This window comes from Paenibacillus xanthanilyticus (assembly GCF_042682185.1).
Taxonomy (GTDB): Bacteria; Bacillota; Bacilli; order Paenibacillales; family Paenibacillaceae; genus Paenibacillus_Z; species Paenibacillus_Z xanthanilyticus.
The window spans coordinates 2,531,864-2,553,544 of record NZ_JBHUHA010000002.1; the positions used below are offsets into that span (position 1 = coordinate 2,531,864).

At 61.6% G+C, this 21,681-nt stretch carries 20 protein-coding genes; 9 read left to right on the top strand and 11 right to left on the bottom strand.

Features of this window, described 5'->3' with window-relative positions; genetic code table 11:
* Positions 1-441: 441 nt before the first annotated feature.
* Both ACFSKT_RS28665 and ACFSKT_RS28670 read right to left on the bottom strand, forming a co-directional pair.
* Complete coding sequence (locus ACFSKT_RS28665) at positions 442-1,812, bottom strand: sodium-dependent transporter (RefSeq protein ID WP_377719174.1); 1,371 nt, start codon at positions 1,810-1,812, stop codon at positions 442-444.
* A 113-nt stretch (positions 1,813-1,925) separates the two neighbouring features.
* Positions 1,926-3,116 carry a GNAT family N-acetyltransferase gene (locus tag ACFSKT_RS28670; RefSeq protein ID WP_377719175.1) on the bottom strand — a complete coding sequence of 397 codons (1,191 nt, stop codon included), beginning with the start codon at positions 3,114-3,116 and terminating at the stop codon, positions 1,926-1,928.
* Positions 3,117-3,384: 268 nt separating this feature from the next.
* Between ACFSKT_RS28670 and ACFSKT_RS28675 the strand changes: the two genes are divergently transcribed.
* Entirely contained in the window at positions 3,385-3,918 is a 534-nt protein-coding gene (locus ACFSKT_RS28675; protein WP_377719176.1) for a cysteine hydrolase family protein, read from the top strand.
* Between the two features lie 129 nt (positions 3,919-4,047).
* On the opposite strand, the gene ACFSKT_RS28680 is transcribed toward ACFSKT_RS28675, so the two are convergent.
* From ACFSKT_RS28680 to ACFSKT_RS28695, 4 genes are all read right to left on the bottom strand, one after another.
* Entirely contained in the window at positions 4,048-5,367 is a 1,320-nt protein-coding gene (locus ACFSKT_RS28680; protein ID WP_377719177.1) for a deoxyguanosinetriphosphate triphosphohydrolase family protein, read from the bottom strand.
* Positions 5,368-5,412: 45 nt separating this feature from the next.
* A complete protein-coding gene (add, locus tag ACFSKT_RS28685; protein WP_377719178.1) occupies positions 5,413-6,462 on the bottom strand; it encodes an adenosine deaminase in 1,050 nt (349 codons plus the stop codon).
* A 174-nt stretch (positions 6,463-6,636) separates the two neighbouring features.
* A complete protein-coding gene (locus tag ACFSKT_RS28690; RefSeq protein WP_377719179.1) occupies positions 6,637-7,182 on the bottom strand; it encodes a glutathione peroxidase in 546 nt (181 codons plus the stop codon).
* 177 nt (positions 7,183-7,359) lie between these two features.
* Positions 7,360-7,821 (bottom strand): MarR family winged helix-turn-helix transcriptional regulator, encoded by a 462-nt coding sequence (locus tag ACFSKT_RS28695; protein WP_377719180.1) that lies wholly within the window; start codon positions 7,819-7,821, stop codon positions 7,360-7,362.
* A gap of 396 nt (positions 7,822-8,217) precedes the next feature.
* Between ACFSKT_RS28695 and bioB the strand changes: the two genes are divergently transcribed.
* A complete protein-coding gene (bioB, locus tag ACFSKT_RS28700) occupies positions 8,218-9,186 on the top strand; it encodes a biotin synthase BioB (protein WP_377719414.1) in 969 nt (322 codons plus the stop codon).
* A gap of 350 nt (positions 9,187-9,536) precedes the next feature.
* On the opposite strand, the gene ACFSKT_RS28705 is transcribed toward bioB, so the two are convergent.
* Both ACFSKT_RS28705 and ACFSKT_RS28710 read right to left on the bottom strand, forming a co-directional pair.
* Positions 9,537-10,034, bottom strand: a complete 498-nt coding sequence (locus ACFSKT_RS28705; RefSeq protein WP_377719181.1) for a CcdC family protein — start codon at positions 10,032-10,034, stop codon at positions 9,537-9,539.
* Positions 10,035-10,124: 90 nt separating this feature from the next.
* Positions 10,125-11,489 carry a DUF2252 domain-containing protein gene (locus ACFSKT_RS28710; protein WP_377719182.1) on the bottom strand — a complete coding sequence of 455 codons (1,365 nt, stop codon included), beginning with the start codon at positions 11,487-11,489 and terminating at the stop codon, positions 10,125-10,127.
* Positions 11,490-11,852: 363 nt separating this feature from the next.
* On the opposite strand from ACFSKT_RS28710, the gene ACFSKT_RS28715 reads away from it, so the two are divergent.
* The 3 genes from ACFSKT_RS28715 (at position 11,853) to ACFSKT_RS28725 (ending at position 15,058) form a co-directional block, all read left to right on the top strand.
* Positions 11,853-13,646 (top strand): GAF domain-containing sensor histidine kinase, encoded by a 1,794-nt coding sequence (locus ACFSKT_RS28715; protein ID WP_377719183.1) that lies wholly within the window; start codon positions 11,853-11,855, stop codon positions 13,644-13,646.
* Between the two features lie 14 nt (positions 13,647-13,660).
* Positions 13,661-14,335 (top strand): response regulator, encoded by a 675-nt coding sequence (locus ACFSKT_RS28720; protein ID WP_377719184.1) that lies wholly within the window; start codon positions 13,661-13,663, stop codon positions 14,333-14,335.
* A gap of 165 nt (positions 14,336-14,500) precedes the next feature.
* A complete protein-coding gene (locus ACFSKT_RS28725; protein WP_377719185.1) occupies positions 14,501-15,058 on the top strand; it encodes an NADPH-dependent FMN reductase in 558 nt (185 codons plus the stop codon).
* 123 nt (positions 15,059-15,181) lie between these two features.
* Here the strand turns inward: ACFSKT_RS28725 and pdaA are convergent, their stop codons facing one another.
* The 3 genes from pdaA to ACFSKT_RS28740 form a co-directional block, all read right to left on the bottom strand.
* Positions 15,182-15,931, bottom strand: coding sequence for a delta-lactam-biosynthetic de-N-acetylase (pdaA, locus tag ACFSKT_RS28730; RefSeq protein ID WP_377719415.1), 750 nt, complete (start codon positions 15,929-15,931; stop codon positions 15,182-15,184).
* Between the two features lie 143 nt (positions 15,932-16,074).
* Positions 16,075-17,121 (bottom strand): copper amine oxidase N-terminal domain-containing protein, encoded by a 1,047-nt coding sequence (locus ACFSKT_RS28735; protein WP_377719186.1) that lies wholly within the window; start codon positions 17,119-17,121, stop codon positions 16,075-16,077.
* 132 nt (positions 17,122-17,253) lie between these two features.
* Positions 17,254-17,475, bottom strand: coding sequence for a YwbE family protein (locus tag ACFSKT_RS28740; RefSeq protein ID WP_377719187.1), 222 nt, complete (start codon positions 17,473-17,475; stop codon positions 17,254-17,256).
* Between the two features lie 156 nt (positions 17,476-17,631).
* Between ACFSKT_RS28740 and ACFSKT_RS28745 the strand changes: the two genes are divergently transcribed.
* The 4 genes from ACFSKT_RS28745 (at position 17,632) to ACFSKT_RS28760 (ending at position 21,557) form a co-directional block, all read left to right on the top strand.
* Positions 17,632-19,185 (top strand): methyl-accepting chemotaxis protein, encoded by a 1,554-nt coding sequence (locus ACFSKT_RS28745; RefSeq protein ID WP_377719188.1) that lies wholly within the window; start codon positions 17,632-17,634, stop codon positions 19,183-19,185.
* A 179-nt stretch (positions 19,186-19,364) separates the two neighbouring features.
* Entirely contained in the window at positions 19,365-20,567 is a 1,203-nt protein-coding gene (locus ACFSKT_RS28750; protein ID WP_377719189.1) for a WD40/YVTN/BNR-like repeat-containing protein, read from the top strand.
* A 106-nt stretch (positions 20,568-20,673) separates the two neighbouring features.
* A complete protein-coding gene (locus tag ACFSKT_RS28755) occupies positions 20,674-20,898 on the top strand; it encodes a DUF1450 domain-containing protein (RefSeq protein ID WP_148929479.1) in 225 nt (74 codons plus the stop codon).
* Between the two features lie 149 nt (positions 20,899-21,047).
* Positions 21,048-21,557 carry a ferritin gene (locus ACFSKT_RS28760; RefSeq protein WP_377719190.1) on the top strand — a complete coding sequence of 170 codons (510 nt, stop codon included), beginning with the start codon at positions 21,048-21,050 and terminating at the stop codon, positions 21,555-21,557.
* The last annotated feature ends 124 nt before the right edge of the window (positions 21,558-21,681 follow it).

The following is a 21,681-nucleotide window of genomic DNA, read 5'->3' on the forward strand; positions in this document are numbered from 1 at the left end:
GCACCCTGCAAAATTTGTCGAATCGGATATGATGGGTTTAAGATCCCCATAATATGGATATGCAGAAGGACAAGCGTACACCATCGATAGGGAAGCAGCAAAATAACGCTTGAATGGGATGGAGTGGTGGAGTGTGATGACCAGTATGAGAAGAATCAACTGGGGTTTCCTTGCCGCGATCGGGTTCTCGGCAGCCGTGTGGGCACTTGTTATCCTGCTGATCGGCAAGCTGTAAGCCGGCGCGAAAGGAAACAAGGTCGTTCGTCTGAAACGCCAGCGTCGCCTTCGCGGCGTCCGCGCGTTTCATCGTCTCGAATCCAAGAGGATGGATGCGGGCGAAAGGTGCAGCTTCTTGGATTTCAAAAAAAACAGCGGCCCTTGGAGGAGCAGCGGGAACGATTCGTTCCGCTATCCCCCAAGGGCCGCTTGTCATTCAATTGCTTACTCGGAAATAACGCCCGCCGAGATCAGGAGCACGCCCACAACCAGGATTGGCGCGATATAGCGCAGCGTGAACCGCCAGACTCTGTACCAGCCCGGCGTCAGGTCCGCCTCTTCATAGGCACCCTTCCACACCCAGCCGGCGAAGATCGTGACGATCAACCCGCCGATCGGAAGCAGTACGTTCGAGGAGAGGAAATCCATCCAATCGAAGAACGACTTGCCGCCGAAATTCAGGAAATCCACGGCACCGCCGACCGACATCGCCGAAGGCAGACCGACGAGGAACGCGATGATGCCCGTCGTCCAGACCGCCTTGGTCCGGCTCGTCTTCCACTTCTCCATGACGAAGGCCACTGCAACCTCCAGCAGCGATACGGCCGAAGTGAGCGCCGCGACCGCCAACAAGATGAAGAACAAGCCGCCGAACCAGGCGCCAAGCGGCATCGCCGAGAACGCCACCGGCAGTACGACGAATACCAAGCCGGCTCCCTGCGTCGGTTCCAGATCGAAGGCGAAGGTCGTCGGGAAGATGATTAGGCCCGCCAAGAAGGCGTACAGCAGATCGCCGAGACCAACCGCGAGCGCCGCTCCGCTAAGCGACTGCTTCTTGCTTACATAAGCGCCGTACGTGATCATGACCCCCATCCCGAGCGACAAGGAAAAGAAGGCATGTCCGAGCGCGACGAGAATTGCCGTCGGCGTCAGCTTGCTGAAGTCCGGGTCGAGGAAGAAGCTTACGCCTTCCCCGGCCCCATCCAGCGTCAGCGAGCGGATGACGAGGATGATCAGCAGCACGACCAGACCCGGGATCAGGATTTTGTTGAATCGTTCGATACCCGAGGAGATCCCCGCCGCGACGACCCACGCCGTCAACAGCACGACGATCAGCTGCCAGAACACCGGCAGCGAACCGCCGATGAAATCACCGAACGTCGCGCCGAAGTCATTCGACGCGAACAATTGGCCGGTGAAGGAAAGGTACGCGTAATGAAGCGTCCAGCCCGCCACGACCGCATAGTAGGAGAAGATCATGAATGAGCCGAAGATCGAAATAAATCCGAAGCCGCCCCATGCCTTCTTGCCGGAGAGACGCACCATCGAGGTGGATGCGTTGCCCCGCCCGCCGCGGCCGACGGCCATCTCTGCCAGCAGGACGGGAAGTCCCACGACGATCAAACAAATAATGAAGACGAGAAAAAATGCCGCACCGCCATACTTGCCGGTAATGTAGGGGAACTTCCACATATTGCCCAGACCGACCGCACTGCCGATCGCCGCCATGATGAATCCCCATCGCGAGAACTGGCCAGCCTTGTTGTCCTGCCCTTCGCTACCGGCGCCATTCGTATTGCCAGAATTAAAATTCATTCGATGCCTCACCTCTTCTGCAGAATCTATGTTGTAGTATTACCCAAGGCAAAGCATGTCAATGCCAAGCATGTCAATGCCAAGACGCAACTTGACCTATGGTAAAACAGCTCTTAGAAGAAATCAAGCAAATTTGTTTGACTTCTCGGAATGTTGCGTTCAAGCCGCGCTGCCGCCTCGGGACTCCCGGACAGCTTCCCGTCTTGCAGCAGCCGCTCCGGCCGCTGATAGCCCATCAGCATTGCCGTCAGCGTGCCGATGTCGCAGGATAACGCCGCGTCGGTTTCACCCTCGCCGCCCGCAGCGGCCCGCCGAAGCGACAAAAGTCCTTCGTCATCGGCGTCTAGGCGCCAATAACCGTCGTTCCAAGGAGCATGCTCGTCCCGGATATGGATCGTGAACGGCTCCTTCCCCTCGGCGCCCTCCGGCACGCGCAGCCGAAGCTGCTCGACGAACGCCGGCGCATCTACGATACGGCCCATGAAATACGGCACGATCTCTTGGCCGATGCGCGGATTCGGCAGCAGGTACGGCAAATTATCGTCCATCGGCGCTTCGAGCGTGACCTTCTCGACCATGGAGTCGTGGTTCGCGATGAAGGTCCACAGCGCTTGACGCGCCGTATCATCCAAATAGACCATCTCGTTGATGTTGAACGTTCGCTCCGCAATCTCATATAGGATGTAGCCCGTCGCCTGTCCGGCCTCGTCCTTGTAGACCGCCGCCAGCTTCTTCTTCCGTTTGAAGACGGAATCCTGCCACCACGACTCCGTACGGGCCAGCGTCCCGTTATAGCGTGCCGCATAGCGCTCGTACACCTTGCTCAGCTCCGCGATATCGCCTTCGGTCCGCTCTACGCGGCCGGCCGTGGCTACCCGAGGAGGCAGGAGAGCCGTGTTGATCGTATATTTTTTATACTCCGTGTACAGCTCCCAGCCATATTTCCGGTAGAAGGGGAACGCGAACGGCGCCAGACAGGAGATCGTCTGCCCCGCCTCCCGCATCGTCTGGAGCGCGTGAAGGAGCAGCTCGTTCACATGTCCCTTGCGGCGCTGCTCCGGCCAGGTGGACACCGCCGCGATGCCGCCCATTTGCAGCTTGCGGCCGTACAAATAAAGCTCGAACGGAATAATGCGAAGCTGCGCCTCCAGATCGGTCCCGTTAAACATGCCCCATACCGTCTCCGGCTTGAACTTCTCCCGCCGCTCCTCCCGCTGCTCCGGGGTCAAATGGATTTGGAACGCGTATTGCGCCAGCTCCATGAACGATTCGAACTCTTCGCTTGTTAACTGCCGGATCGGCATGATCAACGCACCTCTTTCGCTGCTTGGAAGCAGGGATTTTGTGACAGGCCTCCCTAAAAGCATACTACAGCCGAGCGCCCCATAGAAGGCAAAGCGTACGGTGAACGGCTCGGGCCGACTGGAAGCGGCGGCTCGGGCCGCATTCCATAGAGGTCTAGCTGCCAAGCCCGGCGCCAGGCCGACTTCGGCTCCCTTCCCGCGACCGATGGCAGGGCCGTATCGCCCCGCTATACTAGTGCTATTACGTCCCCGAAAGGAGCCGATCGGCATGCGCAACCGCGCTTTGCTCGTCATGAATCTGCAGCGGGATTACATCGGCCAGGACGCGCGCATGCCCGTCGATTCCGGTCAAATGCCCGGTCTGCTGGAGCACGTCAACTCGCTCGTCGACGACTTCGCGCAGGAGGGCTCGGACATCCTCTACATCATGAACGAGTTCTCGCCCTACGATATCATCGGCAATGCCTTCCGACAGCAGGCCGCCGTGGCCGGCTCGCCCGGCGCGGAGCTCGACGCGCGCGTGCGGATCGCGAGCGGTCTGCGCTTCGCCAAGCGGCAGGGCGACGCCTTCTCCAATCCGGCATTGGCCGGCTACTTGGCGGCATCCGGCGTCTCCGAGCTGGTCATCGCCGGCGTATTCGCCGAGGGCTGCGTCGCCCGAACCGCGACGGCCGCGCTGCGGCTGGGCTTCCTCGTGACGATCCCGCGCAGGGCCGTAGGCGGCAGGAACGAGCGTCAGCGCGACCGCGCGATGAAGAAGCTGCGCCGGATCGGCGTCGCCGTCTCGGATCAATTGGCATGAGGACCGCCGCTCCCTTGGCAGCCAAACCCCAAAAACCCCTTCGAATGTACGACCAGGTCCGACCGGGTCGTCAATCGAAGGGGCTGCCTATTATTCCATATCCGCTGCTGCCGGTCCCAATCTTATCGCTTAGTCTCGCTCGTAGATCGAACCCGTCCGGCTCGCGTACAGCTCGCCGTATACCTTCTCGGCATAGGCGTCCGTCATCCCCGCGATGTAGTCCGCCACCATTCTCGGCCACGGCCAGACGTCCTGCTGCCGCTCGTAGCTCTCGATCCAATCCGGCGGTATGATGAGCCGCCCGGTCGTCTCGTCCTTGAAGCTCTCCCACAGCCGCTGGAGCAAAATTTCACTGCGCTTCTGCAGCCGCTGGACGCGGAAATCCTTGATCAACGTGACCCAGGCGAGCTTCTTCAGAATCTCCATCGTGCGCAGCAGCTCGAGGTCCTGTTCGCCATCCCGCACGAACGTCACCTTCTTCCAGCCGTTGGCCGGATCGTCGATGATGCCGACCCGCGCGGCGAACTGGCTCACCCAGCGCGCCTTCATCTCGCGGCGGGCGCGGGAGGTCTCCCGGCCGCACGCGTTGTAGATCGCCTCCCACTGCTCCAAGTACAGCGTGAACACCTGGCGCACCATGCCCGCGATGTCGACCTGATCCCACCCGACCGCGGAATTGCCCTGGTCTTCGACGATCTCCTGCACGGTGTGCGCCACGAGACGGTCATCCTCGAAGAAGCTGCGGTTCATTTGGATTTTGCCGGCGCGGATGCCGTCCTCGATGTCATGGGTGGAATACGCGATGTCGTCGCATAGGTCCATCAGCTGGGCCTCGAGCGTCGCGCAACCTTTCGGCATCTTCCACTGCTCGCGCATATATGCGATGCCGTCCTCCCACTCCATCGGATAGACGCCTTTCATCCGGCCCGGATCGCCAAGGCTGAACGGGTACTTGTTGATCCCCAGCAGCACGGCGCTCGTCAGATCCAGGCCGCTGTCGCTGCCCGCGCGTTTCTCGAGGAACATCAGGATGCGGTAGTTCTGCGCGTTGCCTTCATAGTTCAGCCCGTAATCGGCCGCCAGCAGACGGTGCAGCACTTCCTCGCCCTTATGCCCGAACGGCGGATGGCCGAGATCGTGGGCGAGCGACGCGCATTCGACGACCTCGGGTTCGATGACCAGCCCCGGATGCTCGCGCAGCGCCAGGAACGATTCGGTCTTGTTGAGGCGGCGTCCCACTTCGCGCGCGATCTGCGACACCTCGAGCGAGTGCGTCAGCCGCGTTCGGTAATAATCGCCCGTCCCCGCCCCGAACACCTGGGATTTGCCCTGCAGCCGCCGGAAGGCGGGGGACTGAATCAGTCTGGCGTAGTCTTTCTCGTATTCGTCGCGGTTTTCGCTGGAAAATACATTTTCGGTATCGAACAAACGCAGCTTGCGTACGTTCATGGGCATCCCTCTCCTTCCTCGGTAGGCAGTCTTGGCAAACAGGCGTTACAAGGCGATGCCGAGTTCCACGCAGGCCGACTGCAGCCGCGCCTTCAGCGCCTCCCGCGCGGACGGCTCGGCGAATGCCGCGTCCAGGCTGTTCCGGACGGTGGCGGCAATCTCTTCGATCGTCAACCCGCAGCGTAGAATCAGCATCTCGTATTCCTTCGTCAACGTCGTATCCGACACGGTCCGGTTATCCGTATTAACGGTCACCTTCAACCCATCGCGCAAATAATCGCGCAGCGGGTAGGCCTCCCAGCCCGCGACGGCCTTCGTCTGCATGTTGCTGATCGGGCACATTTCAAGCGGAATGCCCCGCTCCCGGACGAGCTCGTACACCCGCCCGTCTTCCCGCAGCCGGACGCCGTGGCCGAGCCGCGCGGCGCCGAGACCGACGACCGCTTCCTCGATGTTGGCCGCGCCCGCCGCTTCGCCCGCGTGGATCGTCACCGGCATGCCGCTCTCGCGCGCCGGACGGAACAGCTCGCGGAACAATGAAGCCGGATACCCCGCCTCGTCGCCGGCCAGGTCGACCGCGACGACGCCTTGGCCCCGGAAGCGCAGCGCCGCCGCGGTGACCTCGCGGTTCACCTCTTCCGACTCGTGGCGCATGTTAATGACGATCAGCCCCACCGCGATGCCGAAACGTTCTTCACCGCGTCTGAGCCCCCGCAGCGCCGCCGCGATCGCCTCGTCGTGCGTCAACCCTTCGTTCGTGTGCAGATGAGGACCGAACCGGACCTCGATATAGATGACGTTCTCCGCCGCGGCCTGCTCGATCAGCTCGAAGGCAATCCGCTCGATCGATTCGGCATCCTGCATGAAGCGGAGCACGAATTGAAACTTGCTTAAGTATTCGACGAGATTCTCGCACTCGTCGGTCACCCGCATATACGGCAGAAGCCCCTCCGCGGTATCCGCGGGGAGCTCAATGCCTTTTCGGGCCGCCAGATCGAGAACCGTCCCGGGCTTGACGCTTCCATCCAAATGCACGTGGAGGTCAGCCTTCGGTAATGCAGCTAATTGACGTCTCACTGTGTCGTTCATAACCATGTCAACTTACCTCCCATTTGAGAACGCGCTTAATGTATCTTATTCTCGCAGAAGTAACATGGTCATGCAAGCGCCGGTTGGCGGCGGAAAAATATTTCACGTACGCGGCTCGCGCCGATTATCGTGCGCATTCAAAAAGTCGACTATTCAGCACCGCGAAGTGGCTCCCGCTTCTTACAGCAGCTTCTCGATCGAGGCCTTCATGCTCGCCGGCACGACGCTCGGCTCGAACCGCTCCACGACATTGCCTTCGCGGTCGACAAGGAACTTCGTGAAGTTCCATTTGATCGAATTGTCGGTCATCCAGTCCGGTTTGCTCGAGGAGAGGAACGCGTTCATCCGCTCGCCCGCCGGATCGTTCGGGAAGCCCGAATACGGCGCCGCTTCCGTCAAGTATTGGAACAGCGGGTGCGCGTCTTCGCCGCGTACGTCCGTCTTCGCGAACAGCGGGAACGTGACGCCGTAGTTCACTTTGCAGAACGATTCCACTTCGTCGTTCGTGCCCGGCTCTTGGCCGTTGAATTGGTTCGACGGGAAGCCGATAATCTCGAGGCCCTGGTCCTTGTACGTTTCGTACAGCTCCTGAAGTCCCTCGTATTGCGGCGTCAGCCCGCATTGACTCGCCGTATTGACGACGACGACCACTTTCCCTTTGAAATCGGCCAGCGAGCGGGACTCGCCTTTAATCGTTGCGGCTTGATAATCATATAAGTTCGACATTTCTCATCTACCTCCTGAAAATGTAATGGACCTCGGACAGCGGCGAGCGTTCGCCGGCTGCCTTCGAGAGTGGATGCTTCGCCGTGCACCGCTAAGCGGTCTGCGCATGCGCATGCATCGGCCGTTCCGCGCGGAATAGGCCGGGTGCGCGGACGCCGCCGGCATCTCGAGCGCGGCTTACTCGCGCTCTGTCTTGCAGCCCGCAAGGTCGCCGAGCGTCCGGGTCAACGCGTGGAGCTGGTCGCGCAGCTTCGTGATCTCGTCAGGCGACAGCTGCGTCTGACAAAACACGCGCGCCGGCAGATCCTCCACCTTCGCTTTGAGCGCATGCCCTTGTTCGGTCAAGCGCACGATGACACTGCGTTCGTCTTGCGGGTCGCGGGCGCGCAGCACGAGTCCGGCCGCCTCGAGCTTCTTCAGCAGCGGCGTCAGCGTGCCGGAATCCAGATGCAGCCGTTCGCCGAGCGTCTTCACCGGAATTTCGTCCTTCTCCCACAGCACGAGCATGGTCACATATTGCGTGTAGGTCAGTCCGAGCTCGTCCAGGAACGGACGGTATAGCTTCGTCACCTCGCGCGAGCTTGCGTAGAGGGCAAAGCAGAGCTGATTATCGAGAAATAAGAGCGGATTCGCGTCCATGCTCCCTCCTGTCTGCACATGCTGCTAACGGATCAATTTAATTTTATACAATTTAATTTTATAACTGTTATCTCGCGTTGTCAATCCTCTGCCGCTGAGAGCAACGTCTCACGCCTCACCATTTTATCCCTTTTTGGAGCGAACCATGCGGCTTAATCAGGTTCAAGGGCCAATATTGGGGCTTCGATTGCGCTTGTCGGCTGCATAGCCCCACCGAATATTTGGATAAAAGTGGTTGCCGCCCTCGGCCTCGTCTGCTAAAATGGCACCAGATCAATTGTTAACCTAATCTCCTTATGTAGGTTAACAATCAAACGAATGCATCTAACATCCCCCGCCAACCAAACGACGAGGAGGTACGCGATCATGACGTTAACGTCAACCCGCCGCGATTGGATGCGGTTCGCCGACCGAGCGCTGGCCGGGCAGCCGCCCACGCCGGAAGAGGGACTCGCCGTCCTGCAAGCACCGGATGACGAGGTGCTGCCGCTGCTTCATGCGGCTTTTGCCGTTCGCAGGCATTATTACGGCAAGAAGGTCAAGCTGAATATGATCATCAACGCCAAGAGCGGCCTCTGTCCCGAGGACTGCGGCTACTGTTCGCAATCAATCGTCTCCACGGCGCCGGTGCCCAAGTATTCGCTGCTGGACAAGGAGACGCTGCTCGCGGGGGCCCGGGAAGCCATGAACCGCCAAGCCGGCACGTATTGCATCGTCGCCTCCGGCAAAGGCCCGACGGAACGCGAGCTGAACCAGGTCATCGAAGCGGTCCAAGAGATCACGGCGACGATGCCGCTCAAAATTTGCGCCTGCCTCGGCTTGCTGAAGGAAGGTCAAGCCCAGCGCCTGGCCGACGCCGGCGTCCACCGTTACAACCATAATATCAACACGAGCCGGACCAACTACGACGCGATCACGACGACGCACACGTATGATCAGCGGACCGAGACGGTGCGGCAGGCCAAGGCCGGCGGCATGTCGCCCTGTTCGGGCGTCATTATCGGGATGGGCGAGTCGGACGAGGAGATCGTCGAGATGGCGCACGCGCTGCGCGAGCTGGATGCCGATTCGATCCCGATTAATTTCCTGAACGCCATCCCCGGCACCCCGCTCGAGAAGGCCGGGCGCACCCCCGCCATGAAAGCGCTCAAGGTGCTCGCGCTCTTCCGTTTCACGTGCCCCTCCAAGGAAATACGGGTTGCGGGCGGCCGCGAGGTGAATCTCCGGTCGCTGCAGCCGCTTGCGTTATACGCAGCCAATTCCGTCTTCGTCGGGGACTACCTCACGACCAGCGGCCAGGACGTTGCAGACGATCACCGGATGATCGAAGACCTGGGCTTCGAAATCGAACGCTGCGCCCTCTAACTTGAAGCGGCGCCGACGTAACGGGGACGCCCGCGACAAATAAAGAGCGCCTCGCCCGGAACCCGATCAGGTTCACGGTCGAGGCGCTCTTCGCGCTTCCATCGCCATGGCGTTAAGATCCGCTCACGCCAGATTGAGCCGAAGCCGCCGGCGCCACCGGCGCAATCGTTTCAGCATCCCGCATCGTTCCTCCAGTGGGTAGGTGATGCGTTCACGATAACAAGCGCAGGTCAGCGCAATGTCACCGCCGCGTTAAGATCTGGTTGATGGCTCGGGGCGGCATATCCCGACATCCCCGGCAAGCCCATAATCACGGTACGGAACGCGCCCGTCCGTCCTTGCCGTGTCTTCTATCCCTGCTGGTTCGCCAGCTTCAGGAAGACGCGCAGCATCGCCAGCCTCCAGACGAGAATCATGCCGAACGCCAAAATAAAGAACAGGCCCGCGGTCTGCGGAATGCTGACGACCTGTTCGAGCACGTCGTGCAGGAGCAGACGGATCAGAAACAACGCCAGCAGAATGACAATGAACGTCTTCGACCGCTTCAGCACGACCTCGCCGCCTTGGCGTTCGAGCCGCGACGTGCGGATGAGCGGATAGGCGAATAGCAGCGCGCCCGCCGCGAACGCATAGAACGCCCACAGCCACGGAACCCGGGTATCCGGCACGGCGAACATGAGAAATCCGGTCGACATGGCCAGCGGCGGAATGATGATTTTGCGCAGCGAGACCGGACGATTAGCCGCCCGCAGCCGCATCGCAATAATGCCGCCGCCTACGAGGAGCGACATCAGAATCGATGCCATATGCGAGAACTGGAGCTGGGCCAGGTTGAAATTCAAATTCATCGATATGCGACCTTCTTTCACCTTGCCGCTCGGAAGGCGGCCTCGTCCTAATCGTATCGTAAACCGGATTCCCGGCGCAACACCAAGCGCTTATGGCTTCGGCTTCCGCCTGGCGGCCGACCACTGCGTGAACAAAGCGTGATCGCGCTCCGTCTGATCGGCGTACGACAACGCCCAGTTGCCGACGGTGGCGCAGAACGCGGCTTCGTCGTCGCCCATCGCCCGCACGATCTCGTCTTCGCTGTGGTAGCCGAGCAGCCCCTCCTGCACGTCCGCGTCCGCGCGGGCATGCAGCTTGGCCGTCAACCGGCCCATCGCCTCCAGCACGGCATGAAGCTCGTCCGTCGTCTCCAGGGCGTCCAGCTTCAACCGCTTCTTATAAGGCGACCGCTCGCGCACGTAGAACTGGCGGTCTCCGATCGACAGCGTGCCCAGGTACCGGTCGGCCTCGTGGTGCATCGCGCGTTGGGTCAGCACGACCCTGCGTCCCTGATGACCGCCGAACCGCGTCCAGAACTCCTCTTCGTACGGCATGAAATACGCGGGGATCGGCGTGCGCACCTCCTTGACCTCGAGCACCGCGTCATCCGTATCGACCGCCCCCTCTTCCGCGGCGGTCGCTTCGATCAGGACGTAGAAGCGGTCCAATCCGAGCGACGCGGTGCCCGAGCCGTGCTTGACGGCGATGTCCTTGATTTGAAAATGAACCGCGTGCGCCTCGCGCATCTCCGCCGTCTCCATATACTGCGGCCATGCGGCGAGCAGCGCCTCCTGTTCCTCGGCCGTCGGCGGCACGAGCTCGTCGGTCTCGGCGAATTGCCGCTGATGCTGCATCATCGCCGTTACCTTCTCGAGCAAATGGTTATCCTGCCGCTTGCGCAGCTTCCGCAGCAGCTTGCGGACCGGCCCCGCCGCCGTCTCCTCGTCAATCGCGAAATCGCGCGGATCGTCCTTGCGTTTGGCGAACCGCCGCATTTGCGACCCGTACGCTTCCAAATAAGCGCGGATGGCGGACGCCTGCGCCGGCTTGTCCAGTCCCTTCGTCCGCGCAACGAGCGCGATGCTGACCGACATCCGGAGCAAATCGTACAAGTACGAGCCCAAATAGCCTTCGTCGAAATCGTTCACGTCGTAGACCAGCTTGCCGGACCCGCTCCGGAACGCGCCGAAATTCTCCATGTGCAGATCGCCCTGAATCCAGGTCGGCCGCTCCGGCGACGTATGGTACGGGAACCAGGCCCGCGTCACGTCGAAGTAGAACAGATAGGCGCTGCCGCGGAAAAAGGAAAACGGCGTCTCCGCCATTTTGCGGTACTTCACGGCGCGTTTCTTGCGGTCAAGCCCCATCAGCTTATCGTCAAACTCATCAAATACCGCCGCGAGCGTCATTTTGCGCAGCTTGTCCCGGGTGTGGCGCACGCGGTCGGTCAGCGTTTCCCCGCTTAGATGGATCATTCGGATGCTCCCCCTTCATCTCGTTCCTGCTTCTTCCAGTTTACGACGGTCGCCCAGCAATTGACAATCGTAGGTCCGCTCTCTTACCCTTGAAACAGGAAGCTGCCTCCCCCCCCTCCAAAGGAGGGGCCCCAAGGGCGCTGCCCTCTGGACTCCCGCGTTTGTGCTGACCTGGTAGTTTGGTGGACGGCGGGTTCTTTCGAACGGGGCACGCTTTTGTCCTCGCGGACAAAGCTTACTTGATTTTCCCCCTCTACACGGCGCGTTTCTTTACTCCCTCGCCCCCTCCACCATTCGAGGGGAATAGAAGGTGAACGCGATTTATACAACGCCGCCCCGGGCGGCTTCGAAGGAGCGGATACGATGATCGCGGATCCCCGCATACAGAAGCTGGTGACGCTGAAGACGATTGCCGAAATGCTCAACCAGTCGGGCGGTTTGACGCCGGAGCTGCTCAGCGGCGTGCTCGAGAAGCTGCTGGCCCTCTCGGGCCTGACGAGCGGCTGGATCCTATTTATAGAAGAGACGGCGTTCGAATGCGCCTCCGACTTCGCGCTGCCGCCGGCGCTCATGGCCTTCGACAAAGCGCCGATGCGGTGCGGCTCCTGCTGGTGCGTGGACCGGTTCCGGGACGGCCGGCTGAACCGCGCCGTCAACATTCTGAACTGCAAGCGGATTGAGGATGCGGAGGAGAATGACTGGGGCGACACGCAGGGCATTACCCACCACGCCACCGTCCCGCTCCGGTCGGGCGACCGCAAGTACGGCGTGCTGAACGTGGCGGCGCCCGGCAAGGTGCACTTCAACGACGAGGAGCTGGCGCTGCTCGAAGGGGTCGCGTACCAGATCGGCGGCGCGATCGAGCGGATGCGGCTCTACGCCGCCGAGCAGCAGCGGGCGGCGCTGTTCGCCAAGCTCGGCGTGTTCAGCCGCACGCTGAGCGCGGCCGTCGCGACCGGGCGAGGGGACGATGAACGCCCGCCGTCGCGCGACCTATCGGCGGCGGCGCCAGGCGGCGCGCCCGCAAGCGTCTCCGGACGCGCCGTCGATGCAGCCGACTCCACCGCAGACGAGGACCTCGAGGATCCGCCGTGCCGGCTCTACCCGCAGGCCGCCGTGCTGATCGGGGAGCACTTCGAGTGGCCGTTCGCCGCGCTGCTGACGACAGAAGGCGAGACGCTAACCGTCCGCACCGTGTACGCGAACGGCCGCGTCACGTACGCCGACGCGGCAATACCGCTCGCCGACGCGCCATGGCTGCGCGAGGCGGCGCAAGGGCGCGCCCACTCCGTCAAGCCGGCGGAGGATGCCGCCGCGCTGGGCGCCCTCCCCGAGCTCGGCGGCATCCTCTCCGAGCTCCACTATCTGCTCGCCGCGCCGATCCCGTCCGGCAGCGCCCGCGACGCCGGACTGCTGCTCGTCGGCGACAAGCACGGCCGCAAGCCGGACTGCGCGCAGGGCGAGGTCGTCGAGGCGCTCGGCGAGCATCTGGCCGTCGTATTCGAAGGCGCGGAGCTGGAGTACAACCGGCGCGAGCTGGCTCGGCTCACCGAACGCAACCGGCTGGCCCGCGATCTGCACGATTCCGTCTCCCAGATGCTCTTCTCCCTCTCGATGACGGCTAAGGGCGTCGAGAGCTTGCTCGGCCGCGAGGCGACGGCGGAAGCGCTCGCCTCCGTGCGCGACATGCAATCGCTGGCGCAGCATGCGCTCCGCGAGATGCGCGCGCTGATCATGCAGCTGCGTCCCGCCGGCCTGGAGGCCGGGCTCGCCACCGCGCTTGCGGCGTACGGCGCCAAGCTGGGGCTGCACATCACGACCCGGGTGACCGGCTTAAGCACGCTGCCGCGCACGGCGGAGGAGGCGCTGTGGCGCATCGGTCAAGAAGCGCTGAACAACGTCCGCAAGCACGCCGGCTGCGCGGAAGCCGAAGTCCATCTTCAGCTGCTGGCGGACACGGCCGTGCTTCGCGTCTCCGACCGCGGCGCCGGCATCGCCTCCGGCGCCGCCAAGGACGGATCGCTGGGGCTCTCGACGATGCGAGAGCGCGCCCAGGCGCTCGGCGGACGCTTGACGATCGCGCCCTCGCCCGGCGGCGGCACGGCGGTCGAAGCGACCGTGCCGCTGCGGCACGGACCATTATCCCCCCGAAGCTGAAGGAGCGAAGAGAGATGACCATTCGATTATTGCTCGCGGACGACCATGCGATGGTGCGCAAAGGGCTGCAGGTGTTCTTGCAGACCCAGCCGGATCTGCTGCTCGTCGGCGAAGCCGCCAACGGCCAAGAAACGCTGGAGCAGGTCGCGCTTCACGCGCCCGACGTCGTGCTGATGGACCTGCACATGCCCGTGCTGAACGGCATCGAGACGACGCGGCAGCTAACCGCCGGCCATCCCGGGGTGAAAGTGATCGTCCTGACGTCGTTCTCCGACCAGGACCATGTGCTGCCTGCCATACGCGCAGGCGCGAAAGGCTATTTGCTGAAGGATATCGAGCCCGAGGAGCTCGTGCGGGCCATCCATCGCGTCCACCACGGACAGGTCGAGCTCCATCCCGACGCGGCCAGCGCGCTCATGAGCGTCGTCGCCGCGCCCGAGTCGGCGCCGCCGGCGCCCGCAGCGCCCGCGCCCCGCAATCCGTTCGAAGAGCTGACCCCGCGCGAGCGCGACGTGCTGGAGCAGATCGCGCGCGGTCTCAGCAACAAGGAGATCAGCGACGCGCTGCACATCACGGAGAAGACGGTCAAGACGCACGTCAGCCACCTGCTCGACAAGCTGAGCGTGTCCGACCGGACCCAAGCTGCGATTTTGGCCATTCGCCACGGACTGGGCGAGCCGACCTTTTGACGGAACGGCGCGCGCGGCGGCTTCCGCTCTCCATCCAAAGTCGTATGCGCTTCATCCGAACGGCGGACGCAAGCGCCTGCCGAAATTCCATCCATCTGCCGACGCGGACGCCCGATTTTCCATGTACGATTAGGTTAAATCGAAGGAGCGAAAGGATGAATCCAGATGAAAATCGCCATTATCGCGGGAAGCAACCGCAAGAACGCCACAAGCACCCATTTGAGCGCCTATCTGGCCCGCCAGATCGAGCGCAACCGCTTCCAGGCTACCCTATTCGACCTGCACGAGAAACAGCTGCCCTTCTTCTCCCCTGACGAATACGGCACGACGCATCCGCAAGTCGTCGCGCTGAAGCAGACCGTGCTCGATGCCGACGCTGTGATCCTCGCTACGCCGGAATACCACGGCAGCATCAGCGGCGTGCTGAAGAACGCGCTCGACTTCCTTAGCCAAGAACACTTCGAAGGCAAGCCCGTCTTGTCGGTCAGCTCGGCCGGCGGCGCCGTGGGCGTCAGCTCGCTCCAGCAGCTGCAGGCGATCGTGCGCAATCTGCACGGCATCAACGCGCCGGAATGGCTCTCGATCGGCGGCGCGCAGCGGCGCTGGTTCGAGACCGCGACGCCGGACGAATACGAGGTCGGACACGAGATCGGCGACCGCATCCACCGGGTGCTGGATCATTTCCTCGCGCTGACGGCGCAGATTCGCAAGCCGAAGGCCTAAGCCCGGCGCAGGAGGCACATGCCAAAAAAGCTTCGATGCACGTTTCTTCGTGCGCCGAAGCTTTTTCTCATGAGCGGCATGCCGCACCGGGATAGGGGATAGGATTCGCCCGCGTTGCGGACGTTACCGATACTGCTTCACTTTGAGCTCGTTCAAGCTCTTGAACGTATACCCTTTCGCCCGGGCGTCGTCGATGATTTGCGGCAGCGCCCCCGCGTTATCCGTCGAGACGGAGTGGAGCAGGATGACCGCGCCCGGATGAAGCTGCGCCATGACGCTGTCATAGGCGTATTTTGCCCCGCGCTGCGCTTTGGTGTCCCAATCCTTATAGGCAACCGACCAGAACACGTTCGTATAACCGGCTCCCTTGCTCGCCCCGAGCACCCGATCGCTGAAAATGCCCCGGGGCGGACGCAAATACGCCATCTCCTGCTGCCCGGTCAGCTGCGCCACCGCATCTTTCACCTGGCTTAGCTCCGAGACGATTCGCGCGTCCGGCAGCGTCGTCATATCCGGATGGCTCCACGAATGATTGCCGACCAGATGGCCTTCCGCGACCATCCGTTTCACGAGCTCCGGCTGGTCTTTTACGTAATGGCCGGTAATGAAGAAGATCGCCGGCACCCCTTTCGCCTTCAGCACGTCGAGAATTTGCGGGGTGACGCCGTTCTCGTAGCCGCTGTCGAACGTGAGATACAGCTCCTTGCTCGCCGTGTCGCCCAAGAAGATCGAACCGTGCCGCTTCAGCATGTCCATGAAGCCTTCCTGCGCGATCGACGGCAGCTCGCCGTTCTTGCTTTTCTTGAAGCCAAAGTGAAACGGGCGGGAACCGTCGGCTCCCGAAGCCGGGGCGATTCCCGCGCCCGCCGTTATCGTTGCGATCGCGATCAACGCGACAAAAAAGCGCCGCACCGTCCATCCTCCTCGAAGTCCGGACATAAAGCCGGTTATTCAAGGATAGGATGGCGCGGGAGGCGCTTTTCCACACGTGCCAATTGCAGGAAGATAGAGAATGATTACGGCGTCGTCGTTGGTTGGGCTTCCGTCGTCTCGGACGCTGCAGCCGCTTCCGGCGTTGTCGTCGTTTCCGTCGTTGTCGTCGTTTCGGTCGTTGCCGCCGCATCCGTCGCCGATTCCGCTGCCGGCTCGGTCGCCGTCTCCGCGGACGCCTCGGTCGTCGCCTCGTCGTTCACGATAACGCTCGACGTCTCCGGCTCCCATACGACGTTCGATTTCAGCGCCTCGCTCAGGAAGCGCAGCGGCACGAGTACGCGGTTGTTCATCGTTTGGCTAGGCACGTCCAGCTTGACTTCAGCGCCGTTCACGTACGCAACCTTGCTGCCCAGCGTCAGCTTCACTTCGACGCCGTCCTTGCTTACCGTGATCGTCTTCGTAGCGGCATCCCACTTCACGTCCGCTGCAAGCGCTTCGGCGATGGCGCGGAACGGCACGAGTACGCGGCCGTCCTTCTTCACCGGCGCCACGTCGAAGTTCGGCTCGCTGCCGTTCACGTACGCTTTAACGCCTTTCTTGCCGTTCTTTTCTTTGATCTTGCCCAGCTTCACGTAGAGTTCCACGTTCGTCGGATCTTCCGCGACCAGCTCGGCTTGCGTTTCTTCCGCCGCTTCCGTCTCGCCCTTCGCTTCCAGATCGGCGACGACCTTCTCGATTTCCGCTTGCGTCTCGGCCGTCACGTCGATGCCGTATTTTGCTTTCAGCAGCTCGGCGATCCGCTGACCGGCAGGCTTGTCCTTCGTATTTTCATAGGCTTTCTGCAGTCCATGCGGGTTGCCTTTCTTCTTCTTCTTGCCTTCAGCCTCTTCTTCCTTGACTTCCGTTTCGCCTTCTACGGCAGTCTCGCCGTTTGCTTCTGCTTCGGTTGTTGCCTCGACTTCTTCCGTTGCTGTCTCGTCCGTCGTCGTTGTTGTGACCGTCGCCTCCACAGTTTGCTCCTGCTGGATGCTATCGGACCCCTTACCGTTTGCGGATACAGGCGCAGCCTGCGCCGCGGACATTACGCCAAGCAGCAGCGCTGCCGATAAAACCATTGCCTTGTTGTTCAACTATGATTGCCCCTCTCGACATGGTGTTTAGTTTCCGTAGCTCAGTTATAACGGAATCATGGCGAGTCTAGCAATGGATACTTTCTGCCAACTGCATTCTTGCTCGAGAGGGCGCTGCGATTTTGGCGTCGTTTAGGTGGCGGACGGACCGCCTTGGTCTAGAATGGCTTTCACCCGGCCAACTTGGCCGCTTTGCAAGCGAACCTTGATTCCGTGCGGATGGTTAGGCGACTTCGTCAGCAAATCCTTTACGACGCCGCGCGTCAGCTTGCCGGTCGGCTGGTCCTGCTTCAATACGATATCGACGGTCATGCCCGGCCGGATCGCCGCGCGCTGTTGTCCGTTCGTGCTCATGATAAAAATCTCCTTTATATGCGCGTTTTGACTTCTAGCGTACCATTCCGAACGCAGCCGCTCAAATCCGATGCGCGTATTTACCGAAAGGCTCTTATTTCTACCGAATGACGCGCCGATAAAAAGTAGACCACGACAATCGAAAGGGGAATTAACTTGGCAGCTAACCTACGTACGATTTACGGCTCGATGACCCGGCCGGCCGCCGATCTCGATGAATTGACCGCGCTATTCGCTTCGCGAAACCGGATCGTGGCCGTCCTGTTCTTTCTTCTATTCCTAGGTAATTTGGTCGCCTATACAGCCAGCGGCTTCGCAAACGCGGAAGCGCCGGTGCTTATGGCCGCCTTCCTTGCGCCGAGCGTCGCGATCACGCTACTGAATAAACGCGCGGCCACCGTCAAGTTCGGTCCTGCGGTAGCGGTGTTGATGTTCGGCTTCCTGAACGTCTTTCTGCAAACGGCACTCGGGACCGACGCGGCGCCCGTCAATCCGGGCACGACGCTCGCGTTCGCTACGCTCTTCCTGTTGTATCCTTCCTTTAAACCGGTGCTGTCGTACTACATCGTCGCCATCGCGAGCAATGTCTTCCTGCTCGTTCGCTATTTCGACAGCGATGCCGGCGCGGCCGCCAATAAAGGCGAACTGATTCCCACGGTCGTACTGCCGCTCGTCATCGGCGCCGTGGCCATGACGATCATCAGCCTGCTCTCGGCGCGCATGCTGCGCAGCTTGTTCCGGCGCGGCGAGCAGTTCGCGCGGGAGAAAGCGAAGAGCGACGAGCTGATGGCCAATATGCAGGAGGCGATCGGCGTCCTCAGCGACTTGAACGAACGGCTGCGTGATAGCGTCGCGCACGCGTCGGCCAATACCGGCCTGATCGCGACGGGGCTGCGCGAAGTGTCGCAAGGCTCCGAGCAGCAGGCAACGAGCATCGCGGATATTTCCGGCTTGCTGCAGACGACGAATCAAGCGATCGGCCACGTGACAAGCCGTTCACAGGCGGTCAAGTCCAGCTCGGTCGAGACGGCGGCCGCGACGGCGGAGGGGCATCGCCGCGTGCTGGAGCTGAAGGAGAGGATTCAAGAGGTCGATAGCGTGGCGACGGAAATCAAAGGGACGCTGCGCGAGCTGAATACGCAGAACGGCCAAATCGCCGACATTCTCGCCACGATCACCGAGATTTCCGCTCAGACGCATCTGCTCGCGCTGAACGCCGCCATCGAAGCGGCCCGTGCAGGCGAGCACGGCCGCGGTTTCGCCGTCGTCTCCGGCGAGGTGCGCAAGCTGGCCGAGCATTCGAACGCGTCCACGTCCCAAATCGGCGACATTCTGACCTCGCTTCAAGGTAAAAGCAGCGCGCTCATTCGCCAATTCGCGCAGGTCGAGGAGACGATCGGGCACAGCAAGCAAGCGGCCGAAGCCTCCGAGGCGGTATTCCGCCAAATCTCCGCCATCGCGGGGCAAGTGTTGGAGGAAGCTTCGGAGGTAGAGCGCCAGAACCAATCGATCCAGCGCTCTTCCGATCACATTATCGACGAGGTGAACACCATCGCCGGCGTAACGGAGCAATCCAGCGCCCTGGCCTTGCAAATCTCCTCCAGCATGGACCACCAGAAAGGAATGGCCGATGAGATCGCCGGCAGCTTTCACAAGCTCGACGCCCTGATCGGCAACCTGCGGCGCATGGCCCAGGAAGAACGCGAATAATCCGCTATAACCAAGAAGCCGCGACCGTCCGGCTTCTTTTTTGCGCCGTTTAGGATCGTCCCCGCGCCGGGCCAGCCTCCATGTCGTCGCGCCCCCTCTGCCGCATCTTCGCTATCGAATCTCGGTGCCTACATGACGATCCCTGGCATCGGGGTAAGATAAAGGAAGAGGTGATGACGATGAAGGAATGCATAAGGACGAAAGGTTACCATGGGGCGCACGTTGTCCGCCGCGACGGCCGCGGCTTGATCGCCCGCCTGTGCGCCTGCATGGCGCCCGCCTTGCTTGCGGCTGCGCTGGTGCCGGCGCATGGCGACCACGATGCCGCCGCGGCAGGCTGCCGAACCGATGATCATGGCATTCAGCTGACGGCGGACGTCTCGGGCGAATCGCCGCATTTCACATCCATTCAATTTCTGAACGTCTCCACGGGCAGGGCGGCTGGGAACGGCTTCATGCTCGGCACGTCGGATGGCGGATGCCGCTGGCAGTCGATCTACAAAGGGAAGCTCACCTTCGCGCAAATGGATTTCGTGACGAACTCGCTCGGCTACGTTCTGGCCCGCACGGCCCCCGACGGCCCCGCGATGCTGCTGCGGACGGCGAACGGCGGCGCGAGTTACAAACCAGTGCCGAATGGCGGCCATCGATTGGCGCGCATCGATTTTCGGACGGCCTTGGAAGGCTTCGGTTATGCGTTCAACGACAGCGGCGCTTATTATACGGCCGATGCGGGAGCGAAGTGGAGCAAGCTCCCGACGCCGCCCAATACGCGCGGGGCGCAATTCTTCTCGCCGAAGGAAGGCTGGGCGGTCGCGCTCGTCCCGGGCGGCTATCAGGTGAAGCGCACGACGGACGGCGGGCGTACATGGACGACACGCCTTACCGCCGCCTCCGCCGCCGGCGCGGGCGGCGCCGTCTACGGCGCGAACAGCCGCGATGTCTGGATACTGCTGTATGGCGGCTCCGGCATGTCGCAGACGTCCTATTCGCTCTTCCATACGAAGGACGGCGGCGCGAGCTGGGAGCAGGTCGTCTCGAATGCCACGGCAGGCGGCGGACCCGCCCCGGGTCCGGTCGCGAAGGCCGGCAAGCTGCCCGGACCGCCGGGCAGACCGTCCGATCTGGCGACGCCCGACCCGCGCGCGGCTTATCTGCTGACCGGAAGCGGCGCGATGGACAATCTCTCGCTTGGCCGTACGCAGAACGGCGGCAAGACATGGCGCAACAGCGCCGCAGTCCCCGGCTTCGAGGGCAAGCTCTCGTTCCCTTCAGCCAAGTCCGGCTGGCTCGCGGTCACGAGCCTGACCGGCTCCGCGGTCTATGCCACGCGCGACGGCGGCGCAACGTGGTCGAAGACGTTCGCGATTGCAGTGGACTGAGCGGAAGTCGTACAACCCCTCCCGATTTCACGTTGACAGCCAGAGTGAGAATGAATATCATTGAGAATATACATACAGACCAACCGTGAAAGGCTGGGTACGGACGATGAAGAAGATCAAATACTGCTGCCGCAATTTCCGCACCGGTTCGAAGTCGGTGTACAAGACGCTGAAGAGCGAATTTCCCGAGCTGAAGCAGAAGAAGAAGGACTGCCTGGGCAACTGCCGGATGTGCGCCAAACAGTGCATGGTCACGATAGGCAAGAAAGAAGTCGTCGTGGCGCCGACGGCCGAGGCGCTGTACGGCATCCTGAAGGCCCGTATTGGGTAATTTACCCATGCGCGGTGGGCTAACGCCGAACTTGTGTGGTACACTATAGAAGCGAATGCGGGCTCCTTGGCTGGCGTGCGACAAGCATACCGCGAAGGAGCCGCTGCTTTATCTCACACAACGACGTAGGAAAGGTGCGTGAAGTCCTCATGAATGAAATGCTCAGCCGCGCGTTAAACGACCAAATGAACTTCGAGTTCTATTCCGCCCATGTCTATCTGGCCATGGCCGCCTACTGTTCCGGCGAAAGCCTGGACGGGTTCGCCAACTTCTTCATCGTGCAGGCGGAGGAAGAACGGTTTCACGCCATGAAAATTTATAAATTCCTCAACGACCGCGGACACCGCGCCACGCTGGCCGGCATGGAGACGCCGCAGAACGATTACGATTCGATCCTGCAAGTGTTCGAGCACGCGTACGAGCACGAGAAAGTCGTGACCAGCCGCATCTACCATCTGTCCGACCTCGCCCTGAACGACCGCGAGCATGCGACGATGCAGTTCCTGAAATGGTTCATCGACGAGCAGGTCGAAGAAGAAGCGATGTTCGACAGCATCATCAACAAGCTGAAGCGGATCGAGAAGGACAGCAACGCGTTTTACATGCTCGACAACGAGTTCGCCGCGCGTTCGTTCACGCCGCCGTCTTCGGACAAATAGGACAAGCCCCTTCCAAGGAAGCGATGCGCCGCTTATGGCCGCTCGTTTCCTTTTTGCGTGGTTCAGGCGCTCGGAAGGATGCCCTACTCACCGCGGACTCCTGCCAGGCTTCACAAAACCGCCC